This window comes from Alkalimonas amylolytica, assembly GCF_900107845.1.
GTDB classification, from domain to species: Bacteria; Pseudomonadota; Gammaproteobacteria; order Enterobacterales; family Alteromonadaceae; genus Alkalimonas; species Alkalimonas amylolytica.
In genome coordinates, this window is the sequence record NZ_FNRM01000011.1 from 15,669 (window position 1) to 41,708 (window position 26,040).

Genomic DNA, 26,040 nt, shown 5'->3' on the forward strand with positions numbered 1-26,040 from the left:
GTTTACTCTGACGCGGGGGCCTTAGAAACACCCACCATGGCAGGACGCAATAAACGGCCGTTCAGCTCATAGCCTTTTTGCATCACGAAGGTAACAGTGTTTGGCGCAACATCGGCCGTTTCCATCATCGACATGGCCTGGTGTTGCTCCGGGTTGAACGGCTGGCCCTGCGGGTCCAGTTGCTGCACACCGAATTTTTCCACCGTATCAAGGAAGCTTTTCAAGGTCAGTTCCACGCCTTCAGCCACCGAGTTCATGCTTTCATTGTCTTTGTCGATAAAACCGAGCGCCCGCTCTAAGTTATCTACCACCGGCAGCAAATCATTGGCAAACTTTTCCAGCGCAAACTTATGGGCTTTTTCCACATCCTGGCTGGCACGACGACGGGTATTTTCCGCTTCCGCTTTAATCCGCAACATCGCATCCTGCTGATCGGCTACCTGCTTACGCAGCTGGGCAATTTCTGCTTCCAGTTTGTCGATGATGCTTTGTTCGGACGATACCTCTACCGTATCTTGCTCAGCCTGCTCAGTGGTTGCCTCGGTTTGCGCGTCGAGGTCTTGTTCCTGGGTCTGGGGGGCTTGTTGCTCAGTCATTCACTAGGTCTCCAAAATACATATGGCTGGACGATGCCAAAAGTCTGCTTGCTATATGGGGATGGATTTTAGGGATTCAAGTTTAAATTTAACTGCCGGCTGCAGGCTTCAATCAAGGGCACTAATTGGCCATAAGGCATACGCCTGGGGCCAAGCAGTGCAATAAAGCGATGTGGATTGTGCTGATACCGCTGCACAATTAAACTAACACTGGCCAGCTCGGCAAAGCCGGTCTCTTTACCAAGCACCAGCTTCACCAGACTATCGCTGCTGATGCTTTGCAGAAACCGCACCAAACCCGCAGGGTTTTCCAGCATGGAAAATACCTGCTGCAAAGCCGGGTTGCGTTGGTACTCCGGTGACAACAACAGCTGGTGCTGACCATAAATCAGCGGCTGATGCTGCTGCATTTCATCCAGCCCCAATTGCCCCAGCACCCGGCTGACCAGTTGCTGCAAGGTGCCTTGCTCACGCTGCGCCATGATTTCCAACCGCGACATGCCTTCTTGCCACTGCACGCCGGATAAAGCCGCGTTGAGCAAACAAAGACCCTGGCTTAAGGTGGCGTTATCAACCTGTGCCTTGTGATGCAACACCCGGTGCAGAATATCGCCGTCTTCATCGATCACCACCAACAGCAGGCTATCGGCCGCCAACCGCACCAGATCGACCTGACGAATAATACGCTCACCGGCCTTGGGCGGGCTGATAATGGCCACACAGCCGGTTAAGTTGGTCAGCAGCTGACCGGCGCGTTGGCACAACAGAGAAACCGGCAGCTCCAGCGGTAACTGCTTTTGCACCTGCTGCTGCCAGCGCGGCGGTAACGGTTGCAGTTGCAGCATGCGGTTGAAAAACTCACGAATGCCCTGGGTGGTAGGAATACGACCGGCCGAGGTGTGTGGAGAACGGATAAGTCCGGATTGCTCCAGTTGCACCATGGTATTACGCACCGTGGCAGGGCTAACGTCCAGCCCTTCCTGAGCAGCAATAAATTTCGAGGACACCGGCTGGCCATCGGCCAGGTACTGCTCCACGATCATTTTTAAAATTACATCGGCGCGCGCAAGACGGGCATTCATAATCACTACCTGTGGTTGGTTCTGCTTATTCTGGGGGCAATTCTGTTAAAAACAAGTCAGCGCCAAAAACAAGTGAGCGGTTGTGACGGCTTTAATTCCGGGTATACTGACAACAAGAACCCGCAGCAGCAAAGAGTGCCATGACATCCGCATTTCAAACCATTGGCCTGATTGGCAAACCAAACCACGAAGGCGCCAACCAAACCCTGGTGGCCCTGAGCCGTTTTCTCGAGGCTCGCGGACTGACGGTCTATCTGGAACAGAAAGTGGCCCGCACGCTCGAGCTCACCGAAGCAAAGGTGTTGGATTTGGTGGATATCGGCAAGCGCTGCGATCTGGCGATCGTGGTGGGCGGTGATGGCAATATGCTGGGTGCCGCCCGGGTGCTAGCCCGCTCCGATATCGCCGTGCTGGGTGTTAACCGTGGCAATCTGGGCTTTTTAACCGATCTATCCCCGGAAGGCTTCGAGCAGCCACTCAGCGAGGTCCTGGCCGGCAACTTCAAAACCGAGCTGCGAAATCTGTTGGAAATCTCGGTGCATCGGCACGGCAATATCAAAAGCAGTAACAGCGCAGTCAATGAAGCTGTGCTGCACGCCGATAAAGTAGCGCATATGATAGAGTTCGAAGCCTACATCAACGACGAGTTTGTGTTTAGCCAGCGCTCAGATGGCTTGATTATCAGCACCCCAACGGGCTCCACTGCCTACTCCTTATCCGGCGGAGGCCCTATTTTGACACCGGACCTGGACGCTATGACACTGGTACCGATGTTTCCGCATACCCTAAGCAGCCGCCCTTTGGTGGTGGCTGGCAACAGCGAGATCCAGTTAAAAGTAGCCGATACCAACGATGCGCATCTGCAGATCAGCTGTGACAGCCATGTGATCCTGGCCGTGATGCCGGGCGATGATATCTTTATCCGCAAGCACCCAAGGCCACTGCGGCTGATCCACCCACCCGGCTACAGTTACTACCATGTGCTGCGAAACAAACTCGGTTGGGGCAGTCGTTTGTACTAGCACCAAGCAGCTTGCTGACTAAAAAACACCGGTTTACTACTTGCAAAAGCCAAAAATACTGTATAGATTTACACTGTCTATTTAAACAGTGAATCGACCTTGCGAGGTGCCCTATGCTGTCCCATCTTCATATCAGTAATTTTGCCATAGTGCGCGCGCTGGAGCTGGACTGGCAGCAGGGCATGACCAGCATTACCGGCGAAACCGGGGCCGGTAAATCCATTGCGCTGGATGCCTTATCGCTTTGCTTAGGTGAGCGGGCCGAAGCTGCCATGGTTCGGCCAGGTGCCGACAAAGCCGATATCGTAGCCAGTTTTGATGTCAGTCAGTTAGTCAGCGCGCAGCAGTGGCTGGAACAGCAAGATTTGGCCATGGGCCAAGAGTGCATTATCCGCCGGGTGATCAGCAGCGAGGGTCGCTCACGTGGCTACATCAATGGCGTGCAGGTACCGGCGCAACAACTCAAAGCGCTGGGTCAACACCTGTTAAGCATTCATGGTCAACATGCCCATCAACTGTTGTTAAAGCCAGACTATCAACGCCAGTTACTGGATGCCTTTGCCAGCCACGACAGCAGTCTGCAGCAGTGCAAACACCATTGGCAACAGTGGCAGCAATTAAAGCGCGAGCAGCAGCAATTGCAGCAAGCCTGTCAGCAGCGTGAAGCACAGCAGCAGTTGCTGGAGTATCAGGTGGCCGAGCTTGATCAGTTTGCGCCGGGTGAGCAGGAATTTACCGAGCTGGAAGCGGAGCACAGCCGGTTGAGCCATGGCCAGCAGCTGCTGTGCGACAGCCAAAGTGCGCTGGCCCAGCTGTACGATAGCGATGACACCACCATTTATCAGGCGCTTAGCAGCACCTGCCAGCAACTGGAGCAACTGACAGAGCTGGATAGCAGTTTAGCCTCGGTGCAACAGATGCTGGCTGAAGCGCTGGTGCAGGTCGAAGAAGCCAGCCGAGAGCTGCGGCATTACAGCGAAAAACTGGAGCTCGATCCCGAGCGGTTGCAGCAGGTGGACGAACGCATGAGCCAGTGGCTGCAACTAAGCCGCAAGCACCAGATCAGCGAACACGAGCTGTACCAACACCATCAGCAGCTCAGTGAGCAATTGCAGGCACTTAGCCGCGACGATGCCCGGCTGGATGAGCTGGCCCTGCAGCTGCAACAGGCCGAACACAACTACCAGCAAAGCGCCACCCTACTCACCGCGCAGCGCCAAAGCGCTGCCGAAGCACTCAGTAGCCAGATCAGCCAAAGCATGCACGAGCTGAGCATGCACAATGGCCAGTTTATGATTGAAGTAAGCCCGCAGCCATTGGATAAAGCCAGTGCACTGGGACTGGATAAAATCGAGTTCCTGGTCTGTACCAACCCAGGCCAACCCCTGCAACCACTGCATAAGGTGGCCTCCGGTGGCGAGCTATCCCGCATCAGCCTGGCGGTACAGGTGATTCTGGCCGATAAAATCACCACCCCTACGCTTATTTTTGATGAAGTCGATGTCGGTATCAGTGGTCCGGTCGCGGCCGGTGTTGGCCGGCTGTTGCGTCAGTTGGGGGAACGCTGCCAGGTGATCTGCATTACCCACTTGCCGCAAGTAGCCAGTCAGGGCCATCAGCAGCTGTTTGTGGAGAAATACACCGATGGCATTGCCACCGAAACTCGTATTCGCAGCCTGAGTGACGAAGAACGGGTCAGTGAAATCGCCCGCTTGCTGGCCGGCGAGAACATCAGCGCCAGTGCCCTGGCTAATGCCCGTGAACTTTTGTGCGCACCCTAAGTCTGAGGCTGTACGCTATTGGCCGCTTCAGGTATGATAGTGAGAATGAAACGGGCAAAAAGATGAAAAGCATGAATGTAGTAGCAAAATGGCTCATTATCCTAAGCAGTGTGATCACTTTAAGTGCTTGCAGCAGCTGGATTTACCGGATTGATATTCCACAGGGCAATTACATGGAGCAACGCGACATTGATAAGTTGCGGGTGCAAATGAGTAAAGAGCAGGTGCGCTTTGTACTTGGTAACCCGGTGGCGCAAAATAGCTTTGATGACAATGTTTGGCATTATTATTACGCCATCCAGTACGGCAATGGCAATAAGATGGAGCGTTCGCTGGTGGTCCATTTTGACAATGGCCGGCTGGCTAAAGTCGAAGGCGACTTTGAACTGTCCGAAGAGTTTGATACACCGCTGGATAATTAACCACAGCCGCTCATTTTGTACGAAAAAAAGCCGGCTGGTATCGCCGGTTTTTTGTACGCTTACTCAGTCATATATCCTAAAAGCTATTCCGCGCTGCTCTCTTTGGCCGATTTAAGTGGCCTACCACCAGTGACCTGATTCGCCCGCCCTTCCTGCTTGGCTTTTTCTGCCCGTTTGCGGCGCAGCTCTTTCGGATCGGCAATTAAAGGCCGGTACAGTTCAATGCGATCGCCGGACTTCAGCGGATCAGCGAGCTTGACTGCCCGGCTCCAGATGCCAACTTTTTGCGTTGCCAGATCCAGCTCCGGATACAAATCAAGGATGCCAGACATACGGATCGCCTGCTCGACACTGGCGGCTGCCGGCACAGTCACCGTCAGTAAAGATTGCTTTTGCGGTAACGCATAGGCTACTTCAATGGTGATGCTGTCAGACATTCGGCGCTCCATACACCTGCTTCGCCCGCTCGGTAAAGGCCGTTACCATGGCGGCAGTAAGTTCTTTGAAAATTTTACCAAAGGCCAATTCCACCAGTCGGTTACTAAATTCAAACTCCAGCTGCAACTGCACCTTGCAGGCATTGGCTTGCAGTTCAGTAAAGGTCCAGCCGCCCTGCAGCTTTTTAAAAGGCCCATTCACCAGGCTCATCGCAATACGGTGTGGAGCCTCCAACTGATTCAAGGTAGTAAAGGATTTGCCTAATCCCGCTTTTCCCAGTTCCAGCTCTGCTTCCATTTCGGCTGCGCTTTGACGTAAAATCCGGGCAGCTTTACAACCGGGCAGAAACTCGGGGTAGCGACTGACATCATTCACCAGATCAAACATCTGCTGCGCACTGTAAAACACCAGGGCACTGCGCTCTATCTGCGGCATAGGCTCTCCTCGTACAACAAGTGGCAGATTGTAACAGAAAAGTTCGCTCCAACAAGGCTCAGCCCATAGCAAAGAAAGCGTTGGATCCCGTATACTAGGCAGCTATGACAAAAAAGAAACCGAAAACTCAAAGCAGTACCATCGCGCTGAATAAAAAAGCCCGCCATGAATATTTCCTTGAAGATAAGTTCGAGGCCGGCATCAGCTTGCAAGGATGGGAAGTAAAAAGCATTCGAGAGGGCAAAGTAAATCTGTCCGACTCCTACGTTATCATCAAACAAGGCGAAGCCTACCTGTTTGGCGCACAGATCCAACCGCTGAACAGTGCCTCCAGCCATGTGATTTGCGACCCGGAACGCAGCCGCAAGCTGCTGTTAAAAAAACGCGAACTGGCCAAGCTAATAGGCCTGACCGAGCGCGATGGCTACACCCTGGTAGCCACCGCCATGTACTGGAAAGCCTGCTGGGTCAAAGTCGAATTCCATCTGGCCAAAGGCAAGAAGCACTTTGATAAACGCTCTGACCTAAAAGACAAAGACTGGGCGCGGGAAAAAGAGCGGATGATGAAACACAGTCACCGTTAATTTCGCCTGGGGCTTGAAACTTTCACTTCAGGTCCCCATCTAAGCAATAAGGGCCGAAATGGTCCGGAATATACCGGCAGTAACTCTTGTACAGGTGGCGACAAGCCCGTACAATGCCGGACTCACGCTGAGTGGGCGTAATCACTACTGAATTCGGGGCTGATTCTGGATTCGACGGGATTCACGAACTCTTAGGTGCATGCCGAGGTGCGGTAGGCCTCGTAAAAAAACCGCAAACCAATAGTCGCAAACGACGAAAACTACGCAATCGCTGCTTAATAGGCAGTAGATAGCTCTCCCGCTCTTGCATGCCTGTAAGCAGAGGTAACGGGGGATCACCCTAAACAGGATCGCGTTGCGGCTTCGCCTGGAGCCAATACGTTAAAACCAATCAGGCTCGCCCGACGATAGCCTGCCATTCGGCGCTCATAGGGTTAACTAAATGAATTGGCTAAGCATGTAGTACCGAGGATGTAGGTTTTTCGGACGGGGGTTCAACTCCCCCCAGCTCCACCAAACCAGAAAGCCAGCTCAATTGAGCTGGCTTTTTTATGGCCTTTACATCCACTTAGTTGTCTAGAAAGCCCCACTTCAACCCTTAACAAGTAGCCGGCCTGATGTGCATCAGCTCAATCACTTGCGCAGAACTTTGTCATGGCGTTGAAAAAAGTGCTAAGCCAGAGCAAAACCGCCAAACGATGAAGGATTTTGTTTCACGGTTGGTGATCTTGCCTTATGGGGATATCCGCTCCGAGCTGGAGAAGTGCGGCACGGCAATCGGGGTGAATGATCTGCATATCAGCGGCCACGCCAGAAGTGAAAGACAAATTTTAGTCACCAACAAGCTGCCGGAGTTTGAACGCATTAAGGGTTTAAGACTGGAGAGTTGGATCACGAGCCACACTTGATGCTGCCAGCTTCTTACAAACAACTCAGGCAAGGCGAAAGCATAACAGTGAAACCTAAAGCAGCGCTTCATGCCTTGTTTGATGACATCAAGCGCTAATTTTTATGGCAGCTTACCCGTTGGCTTTTAAGCCTTACTCACAATCGTCTGACCAATCGGCGCTACGGTTAATGCTGCCAGTTTCAGGTGTTGTAAGCCAAATGGAATACCGATAATGGTGATAAAACAAAGGAGTGCATGAAACAGGTGCCCTATCGCCAGCCAAATGCCGATAAAAATAAACCAGATGATGTTGCCAAGGCTGCCTAGAGCACCGGTACCAATGTCTTCTGCCCGGTTGATGTAACGGCGGTTGATGCTCTCTTTACCAAACGGCCAGAAAGCCATTTGGCCAATCACAAAGCAGGAGCGGCCAAAAGGAATGCCGATGATGGTGATAAAGCAAATCAGTCCGGCCAGCCACCAGGCCAGCCCCATGACAAAACCACCCAACACAAACCAGAGCACATTAAAAATGAAGCGAAACAATCCCATGTTTTATCCTTTCAAACTAATTTGCCAAACAACTTCCCTGCAGTAAGCAACTAACATGCCAACTTTAATATTTACTTTTATCAATTACTTAAAAAATCAATGCCGCTAGAAATCGCTGATCCTACCAAAAGATTTGTCAATATCACCTGAATTTAGCTGCTTTGGTAGTAGCATCTGCCCGCTTCAACTTCACCCCGGGCCAGCCAGCGTTATGGCAGAAGTTCGGCTTTGGCAGGAATGAGGCCACCCGGCATCCGGCTGGCCATTGCAAGCAAGCGTCCGCGATGCTGCTGCAATGCCACTTTATCCGCTTCGGTCAGGCAAGGGCCTATCGCCTGGGTCATGTGCTCGGTTTGATCCAGCACCTGCACGGTCTGCTGGCGCTGTGGCTCTGGTAAAAATGGTAGCGCACGCCGCGATACCTGCAGCATGGGGCGCATCGAGTCCAGTACCGGCCAACTGCCCTTGGCGGTTAACTCCATAAAAAGCGGCGCTGTCAGCTCATGCTCTGCCAAAATCCTATCCACCTCGTCCAGATAGCCCTGGCCCTCCTGCTGCGCCCGAACTTCTGTCGCATGGCGCGACCAGTTACAATGCGCTTGCAAGCGAACCTGATACAACGAAGCAACGTTGTCCTGCTCTACCTTCGCCAGAGCCGGCAAAGCCGCTTCCAATTTAGTCAGGTTGGCATCGGTCAGCACCGTATCGGCCCATGCAGTGCCGGCCACTACTACCAACAAGGGTGCCAAACTACAGAAACTGATCACGCGACAGAGGCTTTTGGTCATACTTAGATACCTTATGGTGGTTAAAGGCTGATGATAGCTTTCATGCTTAAGCTCCATAAGAAGCCTCCCAGCCTGAACCTGCGCTGAAATCAACCACAGTGTTGTATCAACAATCGTTGCGGATAGGCATTATTGTGCCTTGCAAATGACAAAGAGCGCCATCGGCAGATAGCAGCGCAAAATTACAACCATCTTTTTTTGACTGCCAATGACACTGTACTGTGGCAGGCAGCAAAATGGGCTTGTCGAAACGTACCTCGACCTGATAAGGCAGTTCGGGTAAGGCCCCCTGTGCTGCCAGCTCGGCCAGGCAGCGGGCTTTGCTCCACATGCCGTGGGCGATGTTGGCTTTAAAGCCAAACAAGCGGGCAAGCAGAGGATGCAGATGAATAGGATTCAGATCGCCGGATAAACGACCATAGCGCCAGCCTAGGCTGACTGGCAGCGTCCATAACGTACTTTGCCTGGGCAAAGACAAGACGATGCCTGGCTCAGTAGACGGTTGCCTATCCATCTTCGGCTTACTTTTGTGCTGACGCTGCAAATAGCTGGCCCTGCTACGCCACACCAATTGCCCATGCTGGTAGCAGGCAGTCTCCAGCCAAACCAGCTGGCCTTTGGCATGCGGCTCTGGCAAGCCAGAGTGCACCACCATTCGCACAGGGCTGAGCGGATCTGGTGGTGCCAACACGTCAATGCGGTTCATCAGATGCACCAGGCCAATGGCTGCTAATGGAAATCTGCGCTGAGTTAACAGATAAAGCTGCAAAGGAAAGCTTGCCACTTGAAACCAGCACGGGGCACTATGTTGGCTGGGATGCTGGCACAGTGTCAGATACTCCATCGGATCCGGCAAGGCTGGTAACAGTACTTCGGCTGTCAGGCTCTCGGGTGCTTTGGTACCAAGCGCCATCAATGCTCTGAAGTAACTGGCTGTCAGGGCCGGTAATTTCTGCGCTGATAACAAAGAGCGCGCGAATGCGTTATTTTTATCCAAAATGATCCAATTTGGCTGAAATTCACTAGGCTTTGATACTAACGACTATTGTTTGTTGTTCGCAACCACCCAGGAGATCCTCAATGCGCACATTACAACTACTATCACTTTCCCTCTGCAGCGCTTTGCTACTGTTTAGCAGCCGGGCACTGGCCGACCGCTTTGCCGATGTGCAGGTAGAAGCAACCGAGCTGGCCCCCGGGCTTTACATGCTGATTGGAGCCGGCGGCAATATGGCAGCCCTAACCGGGGATGATGGCATCTTGCTGATTGATGCCCAGTTTGCCGAAATGGCTGGCAAGATTGAAGCCACACTTAGTGAACTGGCGACAGGGCAAGCGCTGCAAGTATTGGTCAACACCCACTTTCATGGCGACCATGTCGGCGGCAATGCCAAACTGGCCGCAGCTAGCCGCATTATCGCTCACGACAATGTGCGTAAACGCCTGCAAGCCGACAGTAATTTCCCGGCCGAAGGCTTGCCGAACCTGACATTCAACGACCAATTAAGCCTGTACATGAATGGCCAGCCTGTTTTACTGACCGCCATGCAACCAAGCCATACCGATGGCGACAGCATTGTCTGGTTTAAAGCGGCGAATGTAGTGCATATGGGCGATCTGATGTTTGAAGGACGCTTCCCTTTTATCGATACCAACGCCGGTGGCAACCTGCAGGCTTACATGGACGTGACCCGCCATGTCATTGCCAGCATCGATGCCAACACCCGAGTGATCCCAGGGCATGGCGTGTTAACCAACCAAGCTGGCTTAGAGCGCGAATTACGGATGATGGAAGCTACCCTGGCTCAGGTGCAGCAGTACAAAGCCGAAGGCTTAACACTAGAAGCCATCATCACCCGCGGCCTGGGTGAGCAATGGCAGGATTGGCACTGGAATTTCATTACTGAAGAGCGCTGGATCCGCACTTTGTATCAGGCGCTGGCGGATTAAAGCCGCGCCCTGTTCTCTTGTCTAAATGGGCTGACCTAGCCCGGACGGTACTGACGCTTTGGCCGCTCAATGCGCGGTTGATGGCCCCGCTTTTTGATGCCGGCTCCGGCACCTTGCGAGGCCTCTTCGGTTTTCACCGAGTCTTTTAACAAATCACTCAGCAACGCAAATTCGGCTGGGGTGACTTCGCGCCACTGACCAGGTTTTAAATCGGCCAGCTGAAAACTCATAATGCGAATGCGTTTTAAGCGGGTCACTTCAAAACCAAGATAAGCGGTCATACGGCGGATTTGCCGGTTAAGCCCTTGGGTTAGGATAATGGAAAACCGATCCGGCCCGATTTGCGTGACTTTGCAAGGCTTGGTCACGGTGCCAAGGATCGGCACGCCGGCCGCCATCCGCTGACAAAACTGGCGGTTGATCGGCTTATCAACACTGACCAGATACTCTTTTTCGTGGGCATTGCCGGCGCGCAAAATCTTATTAACGATATCGCCATCGTTGGTCAGCAAAATCAGACCGGAAGACGGTTTATCCAACCGGCCGATTGGGAAAATCCGCTGAGGGTAGTTCACCGCATCGACAATATTGCCTTTAACGGCCGTATCGGTGGTACAAACCACGCCCACCGGTTTGTGATACACCAAATAGACCGCCTTAGGCTTGGCTTTGAGCGGCTTGCCTGCCACCATAATGCTGTCGGCATCGCTCACCTTCATGCCGGTTTCGGCCGGGCTACCATTGACCAGCACCTGGCCCTGTTCAATCAGCCTATCGGCTTCGCGCCGCGAACAGATTCCGGTTTCACTGATGTATTTATTCAGGCGCATGCCTGCGGCTTCGCTCAAAATGCTTACTCCGGTAGGTACTGATAACGGCCGTAGCCGTCATCATCCAGGCCTATAAACTGCAGGCGAGGATGCGATTCAGCTTTGGCTTTGGCTGCTTCCAGGCTGCTGCTGCGAAACTCCAGCCGGGCCCCGGCCGGCAGCGTTAGTTGCCAGTTCTGTTGCAATTGCACCGGAATGGCTTCGCCGTGTTGCTTCGCCTGTTCGCGGGTGAAGGCAGCAATGATCTGCCGAACTTCCATTTGACCGGTGTAATGCACCGGTGCCGTTGTGGCATGGGGAAAAAAGCCGCCGCCACTGACCCGGTAATTGTTTGTGGCCAGCAAGAAGCGCTGCTCAGCACGAACCGGCTGGCCCAGATAGCTCAATTCAACAATACGGTGGCTATCGCTTACTTGTTGGCCTTCACCATCAAAACGGGCGGGTTGGCTCACATCAATGCGGTAGCTAAGCCCACTCATCATGTCGAAGTTGTAGCTGGGAATGCGTGGTGCCAGCAGTTGCTGCCACTCGTCCTTACTAGCTTCGATGGTGTTAAAGGTCCGGGCTGACATTTCCAGCCAGTCACGCAGTTCACTGCCACTCAGCTCAATCACTCGCAAGGTATTGGGGTAAATGTACAGATCCGCGATGTTACCCAGGGTCAGTGGGCCAGCTGCCAGATGGGTATAATCTGCCGGCCCGCCAAAGCCACTGCGAAAAGGCGCCGCCGCACTGATAATGGGGAAATCCGGCAGCTCACCTTGCTGCTGCAAGGTGTTTGCATACCAGCTTTGCGCCTGATTGACCCAAGACACAGCAGTGCTCGGTACTACCCGGGCAAAGAAGTTTTCAATGGCGCCATCGGTAGCCCCCAAAGGCTGATTCAGCATCGCCAGGGTTTGCGCTTGCTCTTCACTCAATAAAGCCACCAGCAGCTCATCGCGCTCTGGGCCAACCTGGCGTAACTCACTGGCAGCATCAACCACCTGCCAGCTGCCATCGGTGCGTTTAAGCGTTAAATCTATCACGCCCAGATGGCTGCCATACTGCCCCCCCATCACGGCAGGTACGCCATGAATGAAACCGCGCTTGGCATCTACTCCGGCCATATCCTGGTAATCCGGCCCTGGCAGTTGCCGGTGCTGATGGCCCAGCAATAAAGCATCGACCCCTTCAATTTGCGCTAGATACAGCCCGGCTTGCTCGGCACCTTCAGGGTAGTCGCCATAATCCCTCAGGCCGGTATGGGCAATCACCACAACCAGATCCGCCCCTTCAGCGCGCATTTTTGGCACAAAGTGCTGAGCGGTAGCTACCATATCCCGTGCTTGTACCCGGCCTTCCAGATGGTGCCGATCCCAACGCAGAATGTCCGGCGGTACCAGGCCCAAAATCCCCACCTGAATATCATGGCGCTGCAAATCAGTGCCAACAAAGCTATGGCTTTGAATCACATAAGGTGTATAGCGGCTAGCTTGCCAGTCATCCACTGCGGCATCCGGCTCAAACACATTGGCCAATAAAAACGGAAAAGTGGCCCCTTCAATGGTGGCATCCAGATACGCTAGGCCATAGTTAAATTCATGATTACCGAGCGCTGCAGCATCATAGCCCAGATAATTCATCGCCCGGATCACCGGATGCCGTTGCTGCTGAAGATACTCCAAACCCTGAGCATGAGCCCAGTCGCCAAGTGCACTGCCCTGAATGGTATCGCCGTTATCAAACAACAGGTTGTTTGGCTGCTCCAACCTGGCCTGATGCACCAAAGCTGCAGTGTGCGCCAGGCCAAAACGATCGGTTTCACGCTGCTGGAAATAATCGTACCCCAGCATATAGGCATGCAAATCATTGGTATGCATGATGCGCAGCTCGACTTGTGGTTGACGCTCCGGAGATGGAGAGCATGCTGCTACGAACCACATAACGAGCGTCAGCAACACAAAATTGATGATTTTTCTCATGAAACTCTCTTTAAGCCACTTCATTCAGGTTTTGAATCAGCAGATTGTAGCATTTTTCCGTGACAATTTTACGGCCTTGGGACCTAAGTCGGGGTAAATTCGCGTTCAAGTTTTCAGTAAGGCGGACGATAACCTTTATGTACCGGATAACCCGCATACTTTGATGGAGAATGCACCATGAACGAACAAAGTCGCTTAGAAAAATTACGCAACCTTGGCGTTCGCCTGCATGAACTGCAGTTGGTTCAACCTGTCGCCGGGAAATCCTATACCTCGGTTGCACTGAATTACTTGTTCAGCCGTCATGAGCTCACTCGCCCCTGTGGCCAGTCGTTGGATGTCACCTTGCGCTCTTTGGCGGACGCCATTGTGCAAAAGCATCAATTGAAGTTCAGCCGTTTTGATTCCGACTCCATTATCGACTATTTCTGCCGTTTGTACCGCGCCCACTAACGATCGCTGCTGCGCTGCAACGCAGCAGTTCACTGGACAGACTACTGACCTTCTTTTAAGCTGTTCCCTTTGCAGAAGAGGGCCTGCCCATGAGCTTTTTCGCCGTTCTGGTTGCTTTGCCAGCTATCGCCTGTTCATCAGCCGTGTTGCATTTACCTAAGCTGATAGCACCAGCCGATGCCCCTGCCATTCACAATCAGCCTTTGGCAGCAACGGACCATAGTAGCAGCTTTTTGCTGACCATCACCGGCGCAGTGCCCAACCATTACCACCAATGGCATACCGAGCAAATTTATGTGCTGCAGGGTAGCGCCCGCATGCGCCTGGCCGATGATGAACTAAACATTCAATCGGGTGACTACCTGCTGATCCCGCCTGGTACTGTTCATGGAGTACTGGAAATCACCTCCGGGCAGCCACTAAAAGTGCTATCCATTCAATCGCCCCGCTTTGATCCAACGGATCGGGTGCTGGTAGACGACTGATGGATTCTGTTACTCAGGCCGCGCTTGGCGCAGCCGTCGCCGTTGCAGTCATGGGCAAATCCACCTCGGTAAAAAAAGCAGCCTTGTGGGGGGCTGTTGCCGGCACCCTGCCCGATCTGGATGTGTTTATTCATTATGGTGATGACCTAAGCAATATGCTGCGCCATCGTGGCGAGAGCCATGCCTTTTTTTACCAAACGCTGTTCGCACCTCTGCTGGCAGCGCTGATTTGCCGCTGGCATCAGCAACAAGCACTGTTCCTGCACTGGTGGTTGGCCATCTGGCTGGTACTGGTGACCCACAGCCTGCTGGATACCTTTACCACCTATGGCACCCAGCTGGCGCTGCCATTTAGCAACCATGCCTTTGCGCTGGAAAGTATTTTTGTGATTGATCCGCTCTACACAGTGCCACTGCTGATTGGCGTTGCCCTGGCCTGGCGCTTACCCGGACCTGGGCTTGGCTTTAATGCATTAGGGTTGCTGCTGTCTTCGCTCTACTTAGGCTGGGGCTTGTTAGCGCAACAGTGGGTGTTGTGGCAGCTTGATCAGCAGCATCCCGAGCTGGCGCACTATGAGCGGCTGGTGCAACCGACAGCGCTGAATACCTTGGTCTGGCGGATTATTGTGATGGACGAAAAGGGCTATCGCGAGGGGTTTTATGCATTGAATGATGGCAAAACCCCGATAGAGTTTCGTCAGCATGCCTTTTCAGAGCAAGCTAAAACACTGAGTCAACTTCCGGAAGCTCAAGAACTCACCCGTTTCAGCCATGGCTTTGTCGGTTATTTTCAACGCGGCCAGTTGCTCACTATGGCCGATTTGCGGATGGGCATGCAGGGCAATTATGCCTTTGAATTTAGCCTGGCTTGCCAGCAAGACACAAAGCTTCAGCCGATAGCAGTAGTGCAACTGGATAAACCCTACCAGATGCTTGAAATGTGGGCCTGGGCCTTTCGTCGTTTTTGGCTGGAAGCCAGGCCACTCTCGGAAAGCACGGTGCTTAGCCAGCCAGGCTGCGACTGACTTACAGCCAGCTTTTTGGTGATGGCCAAATTAGGCAAGCTCTACCCGGTTGCGGCCATTGTGCTTGGCCTGATACAGTGCCTGATCGGCCCGGTCAATGTTTTCATCGGTCGATTGGCTGGTATCAACCCGGGCCAGACCAGCGCTGAAAGTACACTGAAACGACTGTTCCTGGGCACTGAAAGGAATGGCCTGAAACGACTGGCGAATGCCATCGATAATGACTTTGGCTTTTTTCAGTGAGCAATCTGGTAAAGCCAGTAAAAACTCTTCACCACCATAACGGCCTATCACATCGGTTTTGCGCAGTTTTTGTTGCAATAAATTTGCCAGACTGCTGATAACCTGATCGCCCACCAAATGGCCATATTGATCATTGACCCGCTTAAAATGATCCAAATCCAGCATCACCACAATCAATTCCTGCTTGCTGCGCTTGGCTTTGGCTATCTCATCGCTCAGCCGCTCTTTCACGGTAGCATGTTGCAGCAAGCCGGTCAGGCTATCGCGGATCATCATCTCCGCCAGCTGCCTGGCACGCTGAGCCCGGGCGAACACCGTCACAGCCAGGGCCTGATCGGTAATGGGTTTGGAAATGAAATCATCCCCGGCTTTGACCAACGCATCCAACTGGCGCTGACTATCCGTTTCCGACGACAAATAGACAATAGGCACCCCAAGCCATTCATCTTTAAAACGAATAATCTGCGCCAGCTCCGGGCCGGTGCAATCCGGCATATTGACATCCAACAGGATCACATCCGGCTGAAACCCCTGCAAACCTATCAACATCTTGGTGGGATCGTTGACCACTTTGGCTTCCATACCAGCCTGCTCAATAATCAACTGGTAATGCTGTGCCAGCATCACATCATCGTCGACAATCAGGATCCGAAAACGAGCTTGCTGGCGCAGGGCCAGTAAACGCTGAATACGCAGCTCAATGGCCGCTGCATCCACCGGTTTGCTAAAGTAACCACTAGCACCCAAGCGCACTGCAGCCAGGTACTGGTTAAAACTTTCTTTTTCACCGACGACAAACAGTACCGTGGGCTGGTGTTGATTTGTCAGCAATTGCTGCAGCAGTTTTTTCAGCCCACCTGCCAGGCGGCTCTGAGGCATATCCAGCACCAGCACATCGGGCTTTTGCACAGCCACAGCTGCTTTTAACTCTTCCAATGTGCGGCAACTGACTACCTGATGGCCAAAAGGGTCCATCGCTGATGTCAGCTGTTTGCCAAGCTCACCGTCTTTACTGAACACCAGGATATGCGCTTTACGGGTAAATTCATCATCGACAGCCTGAAACAAAGGTGCCGGTATAGCTTGGGGCATGCTACTACTGTGATTACTAAGCTCCTGCACCATCTGTAGAAACTGCTGTTTCAGCTCAGTTTCTGGCCGCACATCAATCTCAAGCCAGGAGTCGAGCTCCATTTCCAGCGCCTTGGCTTGCTGACCAAGCTGTGGCATGCCAAAAGTGCCCGCTGAACCTGCCAGAGTGTGGAAACGTTGCTTCAGTGTTTTTGCAATGCTCTGCCAGCCGCGGTCGTTCGCATCAAGCAACTGGCCTGCCATGGCGACGATTTGCGGCCAATCCTGCTGCAAGCGCACCAAATAACTTTGTTGCAAGGCTTCCAATTGCTGCTGAATCTGCTGTTGCGATGCTGGCATGCCCTGCTCTTCATTTGAAAAAACATCTGAGTAAAAAGTAGCGAACTTCCAGCCTAAAAGCCATTAAAAATAGGTTTTCCAAGGGTTTTTCTTAAACTTCCAAGCCAACAAAACACGATTTGATGTTAACCCAGGTTTCCTTGTGCTCAGGCAGGATCACGCTACGATGGCGCAACCTAACCAAGCGAGGTTCAAATAAATATCAGCTTTTTATCAACCCATCGCCCTGGTGTAATCGTTATACTCAGAGCTGAGTTGTATCGAATAAAGGACTATTGATGAAACACTTGGGTATCTGGTTGCTGATCTTTGTCGGCCTGCTGTCAAGTGTGTCGCTGCAAGCGGAGCGCATTGTCTTAGCCAGTAGCAACTACCACCCTCACTATGCGGCAGACTTACCACAGCAAGGTGTAGTGACTGAAATCATCCGCCAAGCCTTTGCGCTGCAAGGCATTCAGATTGATGTGGAATTTATGCCTTTTGGTCGCGCTTTGCATCAAGCAAAAATGGGCCATTACGCTGGCCTGATTGCCGCCTGGTACGACGAAGACAGAGTCGAACACTTTTTGTATTCGCAGCCGATGTACGCCAATCATATCGTGTTGTTTAAACGCAAAGCCATGCCACTGGAATTTCGAAACTACCAGCAACTGGCTGATGCGCGCTATCGTTTGGGTGTGGTGCAAGGCTATGCGCAGCCGGAAGGGTTACTTCGCGCACGGCTAAATACCATTGCTGTTGCCAGCGATGAGCAGGCATTCCGGATGCTGGCTCTGGAGCGGGTCGACTTGGTACCAGCCGATAAGCTCAACGGTCTCTACCTGCTGCAAACCTTGTTGCCTGAATACGCCGATGACATTGAGTACATGGAGCCCGTACTGGAGCAACGGCCGATGTATCTGGTGCTCTCCAAGCAGGATCCTCGTTCTGAGGAGCTGATGGAGCGCTTTAATCGCGGCCTGCAGCAATTGCAGGCCAGCAACCAATACCGCACCATTTTGCATAGCTTGCTGCCCGCTACAGGCGCACGCTAAGGCCATCGGTCAGGGCCCGGCGGTACGCCAGCCAGGAAGGAATGCAGCCCAGCAGCAGAGCCAGCCCAAGTACCAGCCCCATCAGTTGTAAGCTGCTGTCACGAATCGGGTTTAAACCGATAAACAAGCCATAGCGGCTGGCCAGCAGATCCTGACCAAACCAGAGCCCGACCATCAGTACTGCCATGGCCAACACCAAAGAAGCCAAAGTTATCAACAACACTTCCAGCTGCACCAACCAGAACAGGGTGCCGGGATGAGCACCCACGGCCCGTAAAATAGCAATCTCCCGCTGCCGCTCTTTCATCGAGGCAAGCAAGGTGGTGGTCATGCCCACCAAGCCAGCCAACAATACCAGCACAGTGATCACCAGCAGCAAACGTTCCACCATGCTAAGCATCTGCCAGAGCTCTGCCAGCGCCACGCCAGGTAAAATGGCCGTTAAAGGCTCACCGCGAAACTCATTGATTTGCCGCTGCACTAAAAAGGTGGCCGCCCGGGAGTTCAGCCCCACCAAAAACGCCGTAATGGCTTTAGGCGTTAAATCCATCTCCAGTGCCTGCTCGGCACTTACCCGACGCCCTGGCATGGGCGCCCCTTGCTGCCAGTCAATATGAATCGCTTCTATCCCTTCCAGGCTGACATGCACGCTTTGATCGACTGGCGTGCCGGTTGGAGCCAGGATGCCAACCACAGTAAAGGGCTTATCTTTATGTTCGCTAAAACTAACCTGACCAATACCGTGGGCCAGCACGATCTCCTGCCCCAACTGATAACCAAGCCGTGTCGCCACCTCTGAACCCAGTACCGTGTCGTACACATCATCAAAAATAACACCTTGCGCCAGTTGCAGCTGCTGCTGACCTGCGTAGCGATAAAATTCAAAATAATCCTGATTGGTACCCACCACCCGGTAGCCTCGGTGCGAGTCGCCCAGCGAAATGGGGATGGTCCAGGCGATCTGCGGATGGCGCTGTATACGCTGGTAGGTTTCCCAACTGATGTTGGCAGTGGCATTGCCAATCCGAAAAATCGAATACAGCAGTAAGTTCAGCTGGCCAGAGCGGGCACCAACAATCAAATCCGTACCAGAGACCGTGCTGGTAAAGCTGTTCTTTGCTTCATGCCGCAGATGATCAATCCCAAGCAGCAAACTGATGCTAATCACCAGAGACAACACTGTCATCAGCACGGTCCCACGGCGATTCCACAGACTTAAACGCGCCAATTTGATCAGCATGGCTGTACTCCCTGCTCAAGTTGATCCATCGGTAAATGCCAGTTGAAAAAGCTTTGCAACGCCTGATCATGGCTGACAAAAATCACGGTAGTGCCACTTTCAGTGGCCTCTGCCAACATCAGCCGCATAAAGGCATCACGGTTATCGGCATCCAGTGCCGAAGTTGGCTCATCGGCAATCAGCAAGGCCGGGCGCAGCAGTAATGCTCGAGCAATGGCCACCCGCTGTTGCTGCCCCACACTTAACTCCGTGGCTTTTTGGTGATGCAGTTCATCGTTAAGCCCCAAATGCTGCAACAGCATAATGGCACGTTCTGTCAGTTCACCGGCCGACTGATTAGCAAAACCTGCCACCAGCAGCACATTATCCAGTACCGACAGGTATGGGATCAGGTTGAGCTGCTGAAATACCACGCCGATTTGTTGTGCCCGCAAGGTATCCCGCTTGGCCGCCGAGAGCTTATGCATTGGGGTTTGCTGCAACCAGAGCCCACCTTCATTCGGTGTGGTGATGCCACTGAGTAAATTCAGTAAGGTCGTTTTACCAGAGCCGGATGCACCACGTATAAACAAATGCTGACCAGCTTCCAGCTGTAAGTTATCCAGCGCCAGCTGCCAACCTTGCTTGCCAGGCCAGCGAAAACGCAGATTTTTGAGTTCAATTACATATTTTTTCGGCTTGTCAGTCACCGGTTGTCCAACCTTCATGGTAAGATGATGGGTATGATTTATACCAAAGTTCAGGAGTAAGCTCCAATGATGCGTTCACTGTCTATAGCAATCCTGTTGCTGTCTGTCGCATTTACTTCCGCCCAGTTGCAAGCTGAAGAGGTACGCACCCTGGAATGGACTGATCTCATGCCAGAAGAGGATCTGGCGCTGCTGGAAACGCTGCCAGATATTGAACACGACTACAGCCAACCATCACCGTTTGACGATGCGTCTGACGATCCCTACGCCAGCTTATGGCAACAAGTGCTGACTTCGACCAGAGTACGTGAAGAGTTTAACAATCAACGGATACGTTTGCCTGGTTTCATCGTCCCGCTGGAGTTTGATCAAAACCAGAATGTCACCAGCTTTTTTCTGGTGCCATACTTTGGTGCTTGTATCCATGTACCTCCACCGCCACCAAATCAGATTATCTATGTCACCGATGCAAAAGGCCTGACAGCTGACATGATGTACACACCGTTTTGGATTACCGGCGTACTCACCACCGACTCAATAAGTCACGATCTGGCTTTTGCGGCTTACAGCCTGAAAGCGGATCACATCGAAGAATACACCTGGTAAAGCTGGCGGACCAAACCAGTTGTGCCCACTAAAAAAGCGCCCTCGGGCGCTTTTTTAGTGGTTGACGCTATTATGTAGCTGTTGCACAGCAGACCTGCGGTGTGAGTAAAGTTAACTCATACCGTTTTTGCACCATTTTAGAATACTCAAAAAATACTAAATTTTGAGGACTGTGACAGACTCTAGATTTACACGGAAAAAGTCCTTCTCAAGACCCCAGATTTAAAGGGCTCTCTGCTTAGCCTTCTTTTTGATGCTATTGTTATTTTATCTTGTATATATAGCGCAGTGTGACAATGGTTAATTTAGTTCATGAATATCTTAAGCAACATGGACCCACTCTAAGTTCAGAGATAACAGAATACTTGGTTAAAGCATTCAAGTTGTCGCCAGAAGCGGCTAGGCAACGAGTTTCTAGAACAGGAAATGGTATCTTTCGCTTAGGGCTTTCCTTCCCGAGACGGGCAAAGTTTCTATTTTTAAAAGAGCAGGCTGGTAGTGGCCTCTACTGGGCAAGACTTGAATCAGCACTTTTAGCAACTAATTCTGCCTATGGCTTTGCAATTACCGCACTTAGGGAGCGAGATGGTGTTATGCCTAAAAAGCATTTTGAAATTGCTTGCGGTGCACCGATAAAACAAAAGAAACACTTATCTGTAGATGCCATACTCAATACACTGAAAAATGCTAACCTGATTAAAGAAATTCATGTGGAAGGTATAGGCACCTGTGTATATTTAGGGCTTCATACTAATCATATAGAAACACTAATCCCGGTAATGAAAGCAAGGATCTTTGTGGAAGAACTTATGCTTCGGGGGGTCAAAAGCTGGATGCGTAAGCTTGGGTTCGTTTCATATAACCAAGTGGCAATTCGCACTTTAGAAAACAACCCTACTGTCAGCACTACCGCATGGGATTTAGCAGGTCCATCGTATCTCAGTCCACTAATAAGCTTCGGTCGCGATGGCTCCACTCCTAAACCAGGGTTTGTTGTATGTGATATTTTGCTAAACCATGAAGTTAGCGAACTTGGAATACAGCCATTTTTACAGAAGCTCAATGCACTTAGGAGTTTAAAAAATGTTGGGAAGCAGCTCTGTTTCTTTTTAGCACACTCGTTTAGTGAGCCAGCTTTTAGAAAGTTAAAATCCCTTGGCATCTCTCCGGCCACTACAGCAGCAATATTTGATAATGAAACCGCAAGAAACTTAAGGGAGTTAACCGATCTACTTTCAAGGGTTGCAATACAAGCCTTAAATCCTGCAAAAATTGATATGCTATTTGATTCATTAGGAAAAATTGAAGGCGCAGCCAGCAGATTAAGAGGTGCATTATTCGAGTATATTATTGCTGAAGCCATGAGGTCTGAGTTTGCTCAGTCCGTAGAGTTAAATCGCCTCTGCAAAACGATGAATGGAGTGAAAGAAGCAGATGTAATATGCACAAACCAGAAGGAGCTAATATTTATCGAGGGAAAGGGATATAGCTTTAACAATCAGGTAACAGCAGAAGAAATAAATTATTGGCTTACAGAACAAGTTCCTATTTTCCGTGCATTTGCTCTTACACACCCTGATTGGAAAGATAGAAAAATGACTTTTGAGTTTTGGACTTCAGGAGTGTTTTCAGATGAAGCGATTGATAAACTGCGCAAAGCTCAGAGCAATACAATAAAATATCAAATTGTATATAAAGATTTTAGAGATGTTCTAGCTAAAATTAGAGTATCGGGCAATAAAGCATTAACAAAAACTTTCATTGATCACTTCATTAACCATCCTCTGGCCCAACTGGAGAAGATCTAACAATTAATCAGGGCTCCAATCGCCTAACCCGCGTGTTCTTACCCATTAAAGAGGTTATCTCAACATTAATGGCGTCTATACTTAGGAAGTGCCCATTAACAAATCTCTGAAAAAGGAACATGGAAAAGACTGCTAGTCGCTTAGAATCGACAAATGTTGTTAAGACCTCTACTATCAATTTGGATAGTCGCTGCTCAGATGTGACTCCATCCAAAAAGATCATTGCAGATCTACAGCAAGCATATACGATATTCACAGTGTGACACCACTGTGAGAGTTTCAGCTGTCCCTTGGCATCGAATATTCTTCCATTACATCCTACAAATGCGCTACTAAGAGCTCTCGTGCAGCACTCCGTAAGAACTCTGAGCCCAGCCTCATACGATGGATAACCATGAGAATGTTTTCTTATTACCTCAGCAGCTAAATATTGACCTCTTCCTTTTTGACAACAAAGTTCAAAAACATCATTAAAGGAGACTGGGACATCAAGCGATAACTCTACAAAGCACTCGGCATTATACTTGTGATTAATTGGCAACTTCGCATTAATATCAGACAAGAAATTTTTGGCATTCACTAGTCTAATATTCAGGGATCTATAGAAAGCGCATAAAAATTGGTCTAAACAGAGAAATGGTAATCCATGAGAAATAGAGGACTTTAACGAACTATAATGCGAAACATCTAATACATCTCGAATCTTAGTCAGGGAGCCCAGCATATCTATGCGCTTTGGTGATATTATCTCACAAAGCCCAAAAATATGATTTAAGTTATTATAGAAAAGATCATTTCTAACATTCTCTGAAGTGGTTTTTACAAAACTATCGCCCAACTTTGCTATTGAAAGATAATCAGAACGACCAGTTCGAGTTAACCATTCAGATACTATGTCGTAAGTTTCAGGCGTGACATAAAATTTGACATCCGTATTGCCTAAGCCAGTAAGTGCGAGATAGACTAATGAGAGGACGTCAAGTATAACCCCATGTTCTACAGACTCACCTTGGGAAAATAAGTAAAAATATCTGTTGCTTTCGTGATCGCAAAGATAGAGAACTGCACCTCGGATTAAGTCCGAGCTATGAGTCTTGTTTAATCTCATTAACAGTGGAATTTTATTTCCGTCAATCTCAGAATCAAATAACTTCGGACCATCAGATATTCCGCCTATGAATTGTAGGATATCCTCAACACAGTTTTCTTCAATTGTGAACTTATAGAAACAATCATTACCTGCATTTATATTGTCACGAATATCCGTAGATATGCGAAATGATCCGACTATGGGGGGAAGCTTTTCTTCTACCCTATAAATAGTTGCTCCAATCTTTATTTCTTCGCCTTCACTAGCCTCTACTAGAGCTATACCTACTGGAGAAGCAGTGTCGATCAAGTACTCACTAGAATCAGCATTATCTACAAGCAATTTTGTCAGTTGACGCTTCCCTATGCTGTATACCACCGCTTGAGAGCAACGGTTAGATGGATATTTATTATAGGATTGTTCTTTCCAGTGTTCCAGTTGACTAAAATGCAAATTAGTTACATGCAGTGCCATACCAACTGGATCATCAATAAACCACTCCAAGATGATAGAGTTAGCAAAGTCTGAATCAGTTTTAGATATTAAATGCAGTAGTCTTAAACCATCCTCACTATACCTGTTCAACACATCATCGGGGATTATTTCCAAAGTAGTTTGTAAAACAGAGTGTTCGCATTTAGATAAGTGTAGGTTTCTAAGTAAAATGCACCAACAATAGCACGAGTTAGGGTAATTTTTAACCGCAAGCTCAGAAAGCTTGACCGCATTGTCATAGTCTCTAAAAAAACATGCTCTTTCAATTTTGACTAATCGCAATACATATGAGTCATCAAGCCCTTTAAGGGATTCAAGAAGATATTCTAGCTTTTCATGCTGATCAGATGCCAACAAAGCCTGGGCATATGTATCTATTGCAGGTGAAATCCAAGGGAATTGTGGAATTAAAGGCTCTAAAAGCCTCACTACATGATAGGCTAGACCAAACTCAAGTAGACCTTTACATAAGCAATGAATCATCATCACATTAAATTCATTAAGTTTGGACGAGTGCTTCTCTAAGAAACTTTCAACTCTTCTTGATAGATCAATTTTATCTTTTCCATCAGAAGAATCTAGAACTAAAATATTGAACAACAAATCCAGGAAATCTTTATCCCGATATTTTTTCGAATTTAATCGACCTCCTTTTCTGTGCCAACTCATCAAATCTCGCTTTGAAATGCCATGATCAAAGTAAGCATAAAATAAATTAACAAGGTCGACTTCATCTATTGTAAGTCTACTATCCTTCAGTAAATAATTTATATTTTTAACCTTGCACGATGTTTCATTGTTAGGTTTTATGTATCTTCCTATATTTGGATTTGCCTTTTCTGCCTCAGTAATGTTATCCAAGCATAGTTTCGCCAACTTTTGGTTCTGATACCATGTTGAAGCGAGCAACACTGCTGCAATTCTGGTTACGCGCGGGTCGGCTGTTTCTTCTGACAAATTTATGCATCTATCGACAAGGCCCTCGAGAGCTGTCATTAAACAACGATCAATTAGCCAGAAATGTTTGGCTCCAATCTCTTTATTGTTTTGGTAAGCTCTAGCAAGTACTAACAGTATGTCGCTATTAATGTTTGGAAACTCTGTATTGAGCTGAGTTGAGAGTTGAACAGCTAAGTTGATATCTTCACATCTGAATGCGCATCTAACCAACGCACATAACTCATTCTCTGAGACGTTCGATAACCCCGCATCAACACGTGAGTATAAATCTTTTAAATTAGCGACCTTTTCATAAAAAATTTCATTCGTAAAATCAGTTTTATCTTCTATTTTATTGTACCGCTCTCTTGCATCACAATTAGAGCTCATAGACAAATACTCTATGAAAATTGACTCTACTATGTCACGCATTACAGGTCCTACACCCTTGTTTTTTATAAGATCTAAAAATAGCTCCCTATCTATTTTTTGCACCTCACCACCATTGTAAAGGCTGAGCTTAAACTTAAATACAGAGTTGATACTTCTACTATCGTGGTCAAGCGAGTCAAAATAATCCAGGCTATTTAAGTATATTTTTGCTGACTTTATGTTTCTATGGGTTATTTCTTTCAAAAATCTCTTAGAGTAACCTACAAGGTCATTTGAAGTAATCCCCGAAATGATATAGTTAATACCGCCTACGTTTACAGTCGCGTTATCAGATGCGTTTATATTATGACCTACTAGCGAGGCCTGATTTATGTCACGACTGCTCATTAACTATCCTTTGTCATTAACAATGATGTCACCAACCGTTATATTGCTGTCTCCAGTATTACATATATTGTGACCAGTTCCAGATGCCTGTTTTACGTGCATCTCTGAATTTGAAGGCCTAATTTTCTGGATCAAACTACACAGAGGTTGATGTTCAGTAATTCTTCTCTCAATTGCCAATTGGTTAAGTTCTTCATTAATCCCAGCATCCCTCAAGTGCTTGGCTAGTTGAGATAATTCCGAATCATCGATTGTCCACGCCCTTAATTTGGTCTTTAGCATGTCAACACCTATTGATGCTCCGGTTTTAATACCATCATAGATTAACCCTGATAATATTGCTGCGTTTAGAAACTCCATATATCCACCTAAATTTGAGAATTAATCAC

General features: G+C 49.7%; 24 protein-coding genes, 1 other RNA gene and 2 pseudogenes. 13 read left to right on the top strand and 14 right to left on the bottom strand.

The window, feature by feature from the left end; all coding sequences use genetic code 11:
- Positions 1 to 2: 2 nt before the first annotated feature.
- Both grpE and hrcA read right to left on the bottom strand, forming a co-directional pair.
- Positions 3 to 596: a nucleotide exchange factor GrpE gene (gene grpE / locus BLW37_RS16520; RefSeq protein ID WP_091344889.1), complete on the bottom strand. Its 594-nt coding sequence runs from the start codon at positions 594 to 596 to the stop codon at positions 3 to 5.
- A 68-nt stretch (positions 597 to 664) separates the two neighbouring features.
- The gene (gene hrcA / locus BLW37_RS16525) at positions 665 to 1,678 is read right to left on the bottom strand and encodes a heat-inducible transcriptional repressor HrcA (RefSeq protein ID WP_091344890.1); all 1,014 of its coding nucleotides are present in this window, start codon (positions 1,676 to 1,678) and stop codon (positions 665 to 667) included.
- Between the two features lie 140 nt (positions 1,679 to 1,818).
- On the opposite strand from hrcA, the gene nadK reads away from it, so the two are divergent.
- From nadK to BLW37_RS16540, 3 genes are all read left to right on the top strand, one after another.
- Positions 1,819 to 2,700 (top strand): NAD(+) kinase, encoded by an 882-nt coding sequence (nadK, locus tag BLW37_RS16530; RefSeq protein WP_091344892.1) that lies wholly within the window; start codon positions 1,819 to 1,821, stop codon positions 2,698 to 2,700.
- 113 nt (positions 2,701 to 2,813) lie between these two features.
- Positions 2,814 to 4,481 carry a DNA repair protein RecN gene (gene recN / locus BLW37_RS16535; RefSeq protein ID WP_091344894.1) on the top strand — a complete coding sequence of 556 codons (1,668 nt, stop codon included), beginning with the start codon at positions 2,814 to 2,816 and terminating at the stop codon, positions 4,479 to 4,481.
- Between the two features lie 62 nt (positions 4,482 to 4,543).
- A complete protein-coding gene (locus BLW37_RS16540; RefSeq protein ID WP_091344895.1) occupies positions 4,544 to 4,903 on the top strand; it encodes an outer membrane protein assembly factor BamE in 360 nt (119 codons plus the stop codon).
- Positions 4,904 to 4,986: 83 nt separating this feature from the next.
- Here the strand turns inward: BLW37_RS16540 and BLW37_RS16545 are convergent, their stop codons facing one another.
- Both BLW37_RS16545 and BLW37_RS16550 read right to left on the bottom strand, forming a co-directional pair.
- Positions 4,987 to 5,340, bottom strand: a complete 354-nt coding sequence (locus BLW37_RS16545; protein WP_091344897.1) for an RnfH family protein — start codon at positions 5,338 to 5,340, stop codon at positions 4,987 to 4,989.
- Entirely contained in the window at positions 5,333 to 5,776 is a 444-nt protein-coding gene (locus BLW37_RS16550; RefSeq protein ID WP_091344898.1) for a type II toxin-antitoxin system RatA family toxin, read from the bottom strand. Before BLW37_RS16550 ends, BLW37_RS16545 begins: the two co-directional genes overlap by 8 nt.
- Before the next feature lie 104 nt (positions 5,777 to 5,880).
- Between BLW37_RS16550 and smpB the strand changes: the two genes are divergently transcribed.
- From smpB to BLW37_RS16565, 3 genes and pseudogenes are all read left to right on the top strand, one after another.
- Positions 5,881 to 6,360 carry an SsrA-binding protein SmpB gene (gene smpB, locus BLW37_RS16555; protein WP_091344902.1) on the top strand — a complete coding sequence of 160 codons (480 nt, stop codon included), beginning with the start codon at positions 5,881 to 5,883 and terminating at the stop codon, positions 6,358 to 6,360.
- A gap of 155 nt (positions 6,361 to 6,515) precedes the next feature.
- Positions 6,516 to 6,876: a transfer-messenger RNA gene (gene ssrA / locus BLW37_RS16560) on the top strand.
- A gap of 92 nt (positions 6,877 to 6,968) precedes the next feature.
- Positions 6,969 to 7,268 (top strand): annotated as a pseudogene (locus BLW37_RS16565) (type II toxin-antitoxin system VapC family toxin); the annotation flags it as partial.
- Between the two features lie 125 nt (positions 7,269 to 7,393).
- Here BLW37_RS16565 and BLW37_RS16570 read toward each other — a convergent pair.
- The 3 genes from BLW37_RS16570 to BLW37_RS16580 all read right to left on the bottom strand — a co-directional run bounded on the left by BLW37_RS16570 (position 7,394) and on the right by BLW37_RS16580 (position 9,586).
- Positions 7,394 to 7,801 (bottom strand): YccF domain-containing protein, encoded by a 408-nt coding sequence (locus BLW37_RS16570; RefSeq protein WP_091344904.1) that lies wholly within the window; start codon positions 7,799 to 7,801, stop codon positions 7,394 to 7,396.
- A 209-nt stretch (positions 7,802 to 8,010) separates the two neighbouring features.
- Positions 8,011 to 8,589 (bottom strand): hypothetical protein, encoded by a 579-nt coding sequence (locus BLW37_RS16575; protein WP_245785761.1) that lies wholly within the window; start codon positions 8,587 to 8,589, stop codon positions 8,011 to 8,013.
- Between the two features lie 106 nt (positions 8,590 to 8,695).
- Positions 8,696 to 9,586 (bottom strand): MaoC/PaaZ C-terminal domain-containing protein, encoded by an 891-nt coding sequence (locus BLW37_RS16580; protein ID WP_091344907.1) that lies wholly within the window; start codon positions 9,584 to 9,586, stop codon positions 8,696 to 8,698.
- Positions 9,587 to 9,669: 83 nt separating this feature from the next.
- Between BLW37_RS16580 and BLW37_RS16585 the strand changes: the two genes are divergently transcribed.
- The gene (locus tag BLW37_RS16585; RefSeq protein WP_091344909.1) at positions 9,670 to 10,539 is read left to right on the top strand and encodes an MBL fold metallo-hydrolase; all 870 of its coding nucleotides are present in this window, start codon (positions 9,670 to 9,672) and stop codon (positions 10,537 to 10,539) included.
- Between the two features lie 50 nt (positions 10,540 to 10,589).
- On the opposite strand, the pseudogene rluF reads toward BLW37_RS16585, so the two are convergent.
- Together rluF and BLW37_RS16595 are read right to left on the bottom strand one after the other, a co-directional pair.
- A pseudogene (rluF, locus tag BLW37_RS16590) lies at positions 10,590 to 11,369 on the bottom strand (23S rRNA pseudouridine(2604) synthase RluF); the annotation flags it as partial.
- A 23-nt stretch (positions 11,370 to 11,392) separates the two neighbouring features.
- The gene (locus BLW37_RS16595) at positions 11,393 to 13,333 is read right to left on the bottom strand and encodes a bifunctional 2',3'-cyclic-nucleotide 2'-phosphodiesterase/3'-nucleotidase (protein ID WP_171907657.1); all 1,941 of its coding nucleotides are present in this window, start codon (positions 13,331 to 13,333) and stop codon (positions 11,393 to 11,395) included.
- Positions 13,334 to 13,510: 177 nt separating this feature from the next.
- On the opposite strand from BLW37_RS16595, the gene BLW37_RS16600 reads away from it, so the two are divergent.
- From BLW37_RS16600 to BLW37_RS16610, 3 genes are all read left to right on the top strand, one after another.
- Entirely contained in the window at positions 13,511 to 13,786 is a 276-nt protein-coding gene (locus tag BLW37_RS16600; protein ID WP_091344916.1) for a Rossmann-fold NAD(P)-binding domain-containing protein, read from the top strand.
- A gap of 89 nt (positions 13,787 to 13,875) precedes the next feature.
- On the top strand, positions 13,876 to 14,271 hold the full coding sequence (locus tag BLW37_RS16605) for a cupin domain-containing protein (protein ID WP_091344918.1): 396 nt from the start codon (positions 13,876 to 13,878) through the stop codon (positions 14,269 to 14,271).
- Complete coding sequence (locus tag BLW37_RS16610) at positions 14,271 to 15,296, top strand: metal-dependent hydrolase (protein WP_091344919.1); 1,026 nt, start codon at positions 14,271 to 14,273, stop codon at positions 15,294 to 15,296. The genes BLW37_RS16605 and BLW37_RS16610 overlap by 1 nt, the downstream gene beginning before the upstream one ends.
- A 30-nt stretch (positions 15,297 to 15,326) precedes the next feature.
- On the opposite strand, the gene BLW37_RS16615 is transcribed toward BLW37_RS16610, so the two are convergent.
- Positions 15,327 to 16,970 carry a diguanylate cyclase gene (locus tag BLW37_RS16615; RefSeq protein ID WP_091344921.1) on the bottom strand — a complete coding sequence of 548 codons (1,644 nt, stop codon included), beginning with the start codon at positions 16,968 to 16,970 and terminating at the stop codon, positions 15,327 to 15,329.
- A gap of 278 nt (positions 16,971 to 17,248) precedes the next feature.
- Here BLW37_RS16615 and BLW37_RS16620 point away from each other — a divergent pair, with 278 nt between their 5' ends.
- Positions 17,249 to 18,004, top strand: a complete 756-nt coding sequence (locus BLW37_RS16620) for a substrate-binding periplasmic protein (protein WP_091344923.1) — start codon at positions 17,249 to 17,251, stop codon at positions 18,002 to 18,004.
- Here BLW37_RS16620 and BLW37_RS16625 read toward each other — a convergent pair.
- Both BLW37_RS16625 and BLW37_RS16630 read right to left on the bottom strand, forming a co-directional pair.
- The gene (locus tag BLW37_RS16625; RefSeq protein WP_091344925.1) at positions 17,988 to 19,244 is read right to left on the bottom strand and encodes an ABC transporter permease; all 1,257 of its coding nucleotides are present in this window, start codon (positions 19,242 to 19,244) and stop codon (positions 17,988 to 17,990) included. The two genes, BLW37_RS16620 and BLW37_RS16625, sit on opposite strands and share 17 nt — an antisense overlap.
- Entirely contained in the window at positions 19,238 to 19,951 is a 714-nt protein-coding gene (locus tag BLW37_RS16630; protein ID WP_171907658.1) for an ABC transporter ATP-binding protein, read from the bottom strand. Before BLW37_RS16630 ends, BLW37_RS16625 begins: the two co-directional genes overlap by 7 nt.
- 48 nt (positions 19,952 to 19,999) lie before the next feature.
- Between BLW37_RS16630 and BLW37_RS16635 the strand changes: the two genes are divergently transcribed.
- On the top strand, positions 20,000 to 20,539 hold the full coding sequence (locus tag BLW37_RS16635; RefSeq protein ID WP_091344927.1) for a DUF3299 domain-containing protein: 540 nt from the start codon (positions 20,000 to 20,002) through the stop codon (positions 20,537 to 20,539).
- Positions 20,540 to 20,835: 296 nt separating this feature from the next.
- Entirely contained in the window at positions 20,836 to 22,347 is a 1,512-nt protein-coding gene (locus BLW37_RS16640; protein ID WP_091343707.1) for a hypothetical protein, read from the top strand.
- Between the two features lie 7 nt (positions 22,348 to 22,354).
- Here the strand turns inward: BLW37_RS16640 and gapS6b are convergent, their stop codons facing one another.
- Together gapS6b and gapS6a are read right to left on the bottom strand one after the other, a co-directional pair.
- On the bottom strand, positions 22,355 to 25,651 hold the full coding sequence (gene gapS6b / locus BLW37_RS16645) for a GapS6b family protein (RefSeq protein ID WP_091343709.1): 3,297 nt from the start codon (positions 25,649 to 25,651) through the stop codon (positions 22,355 to 22,357).
- 3 nt (positions 25,652 to 25,654) lie between these two features.
- Positions 25,655 to 26,011, bottom strand: a complete 357-nt coding sequence (gene gapS6a, locus BLW37_RS16650; protein ID WP_091343711.1) for a GapS6a family protein — start codon at positions 26,009 to 26,011, stop codon at positions 25,655 to 25,657.
- Between the last annotated feature and the right edge of the window lie 29 nt (positions 26,012 to 26,040).

Bases quoted from the DNA above. Each gene is read 5' to 3' on its own strand.
- BLW37_RS16615 (WP_091344921.1), bottom strand. From the start codon at position 16,970: ATGCCAGCATCGCAACAGCAGATTCAGCAGCAATTGGAAGCCTTGCAA.
- BLW37_RS16605 (WP_091344918.1), top strand. From the start codon at position 13,876: ATGAGCTTTTTCGCCGTTCTGGTTGCTTTGCCAGCTATCGCCTGTTCA.
- BLW37_RS16585 (WP_091344909.1), top strand. From the start codon at position 9,670: ATGCGCACATTACAACTACTATCACTTTCCCTCTGCAGCGCTTTGCTA.
- BLW37_RS16540 (WP_091344895.1), top strand. From the start codon at position 4,544: ATGAAAAGCATGAATGTAGTAGCAAAATGGCTCATTATCCTAAGCAGT.
- hrcA (WP_091344890.1), bottom strand. From the start codon at position 1,678: ATGAATGCCCGTCTTGCGCGCGCCGATGTAATTTTAAAAATGATCGTG.
- BLW37_RS16630 (WP_171907658.1), bottom strand. From the start codon at position 19,951: ATGAAGGTTGGACAACCGGTGACTGACAAGCCGAAAAAATATGTAATT.
- BLW37_RS16575 (WP_245785761.1), bottom strand. From the start codon at position 8,589: ATGACCAAAAGCCTCTGTCGCGTGATCAGTTTCTGTAGTTTGGCACCC.
- BLW37_RS16545 (WP_091344897.1), bottom strand. From the start codon at position 5,340: ATGTCTGACAGCATCACCATTGAAGTAGCCTATGCGTTACCGCAAAAG.
- gapS6a (WP_091343711.1), bottom strand. From the start codon at position 26,011: ATGGAGTTTCTAAACGCAGCAATATTATCAGGGTTAATCTATGATGGT.
- BLW37_RS16570 (WP_091344904.1), bottom strand. From the start codon at position 7,801: ATGGGATTGTTTCGCTTCATTTTTAATGTGCTCTGGTTTGTGTTGGGT.
- BLW37_RS16550 (WP_091344898.1), bottom strand. From the start codon at position 5,776: ATGCCGCAGATAGAGCGCAGTGCCCTGGTGTTTTACAGTGCGCAGCAG.
- BLW37_RS16610 (WP_091344919.1), top strand. From the start codon at position 14,271: ATGGATTCTGTTACTCAGGCCGCGCTTGGCGCAGCCGTCGCCGTTGCA.
- grpE (WP_091344889.1), bottom strand. From the start codon at position 596: ATGACTGAGCAACAAGCCCCCCAGACCCAGGAACAAGACCTCGACGCG.
- BLW37_RS16595 (WP_171907657.1), bottom strand. From the start codon at position 13,333: ATGAGAAAAATCATCAATTTTGTGTTGCTGACGCTCGTTATGTGGTTC.
- recN (WP_091344894.1), top strand. From the start codon at position 2,814: ATGCTGTCCCATCTTCATATCAGTAATTTTGCCATAGTGCGCGCGCTG.
- BLW37_RS16635 (WP_091344927.1), top strand. From the start codon at position 20,000: ATGATGCGTTCACTGTCTATAGCAATCCTGTTGCTGTCTGTCGCATTT.
- smpB (WP_091344902.1), top strand. From the start codon at position 5,881: ATGACAAAAAAGAAACCGAAAACTCAAAGCAGTACCATCGCGCTGAAT.
- BLW37_RS16625 (WP_091344925.1), bottom strand. From the start codon at position 19,244: ATGCTGATCAAATTGGCGCGTTTAAGTCTGTGGAATCGCCGTGGGACC.
- BLW37_RS16640 (WP_091343707.1), top strand. From the start codon at position 20,836: ATGGTTAATTTAGTTCATGAATATCTTAAGCAACATGGACCCACTCTA.
- BLW37_RS16600 (WP_091344916.1), top strand. From the start codon at position 13,511: ATGAACGAACAAAGTCGCTTAGAAAAATTACGCAACCTTGGCGTTCGC.
- nadK (WP_091344892.1), top strand. From the start codon at position 1,819: ATGACATCCGCATTTCAAACCATTGGCCTGATTGGCAAACCAAACCAC.
- BLW37_RS16620 (WP_091344923.1), top strand. From the start codon at position 17,249: ATGAAACACTTGGGTATCTGGTTGCTGATCTTTGTCGGCCTGCTGTCA.
- gapS6b (WP_091343709.1), bottom strand. From the start codon at position 25,651: ATGAGCAGTCGTGACATAAATCAGGCCTCGCTAGTAGGTCATAATATA.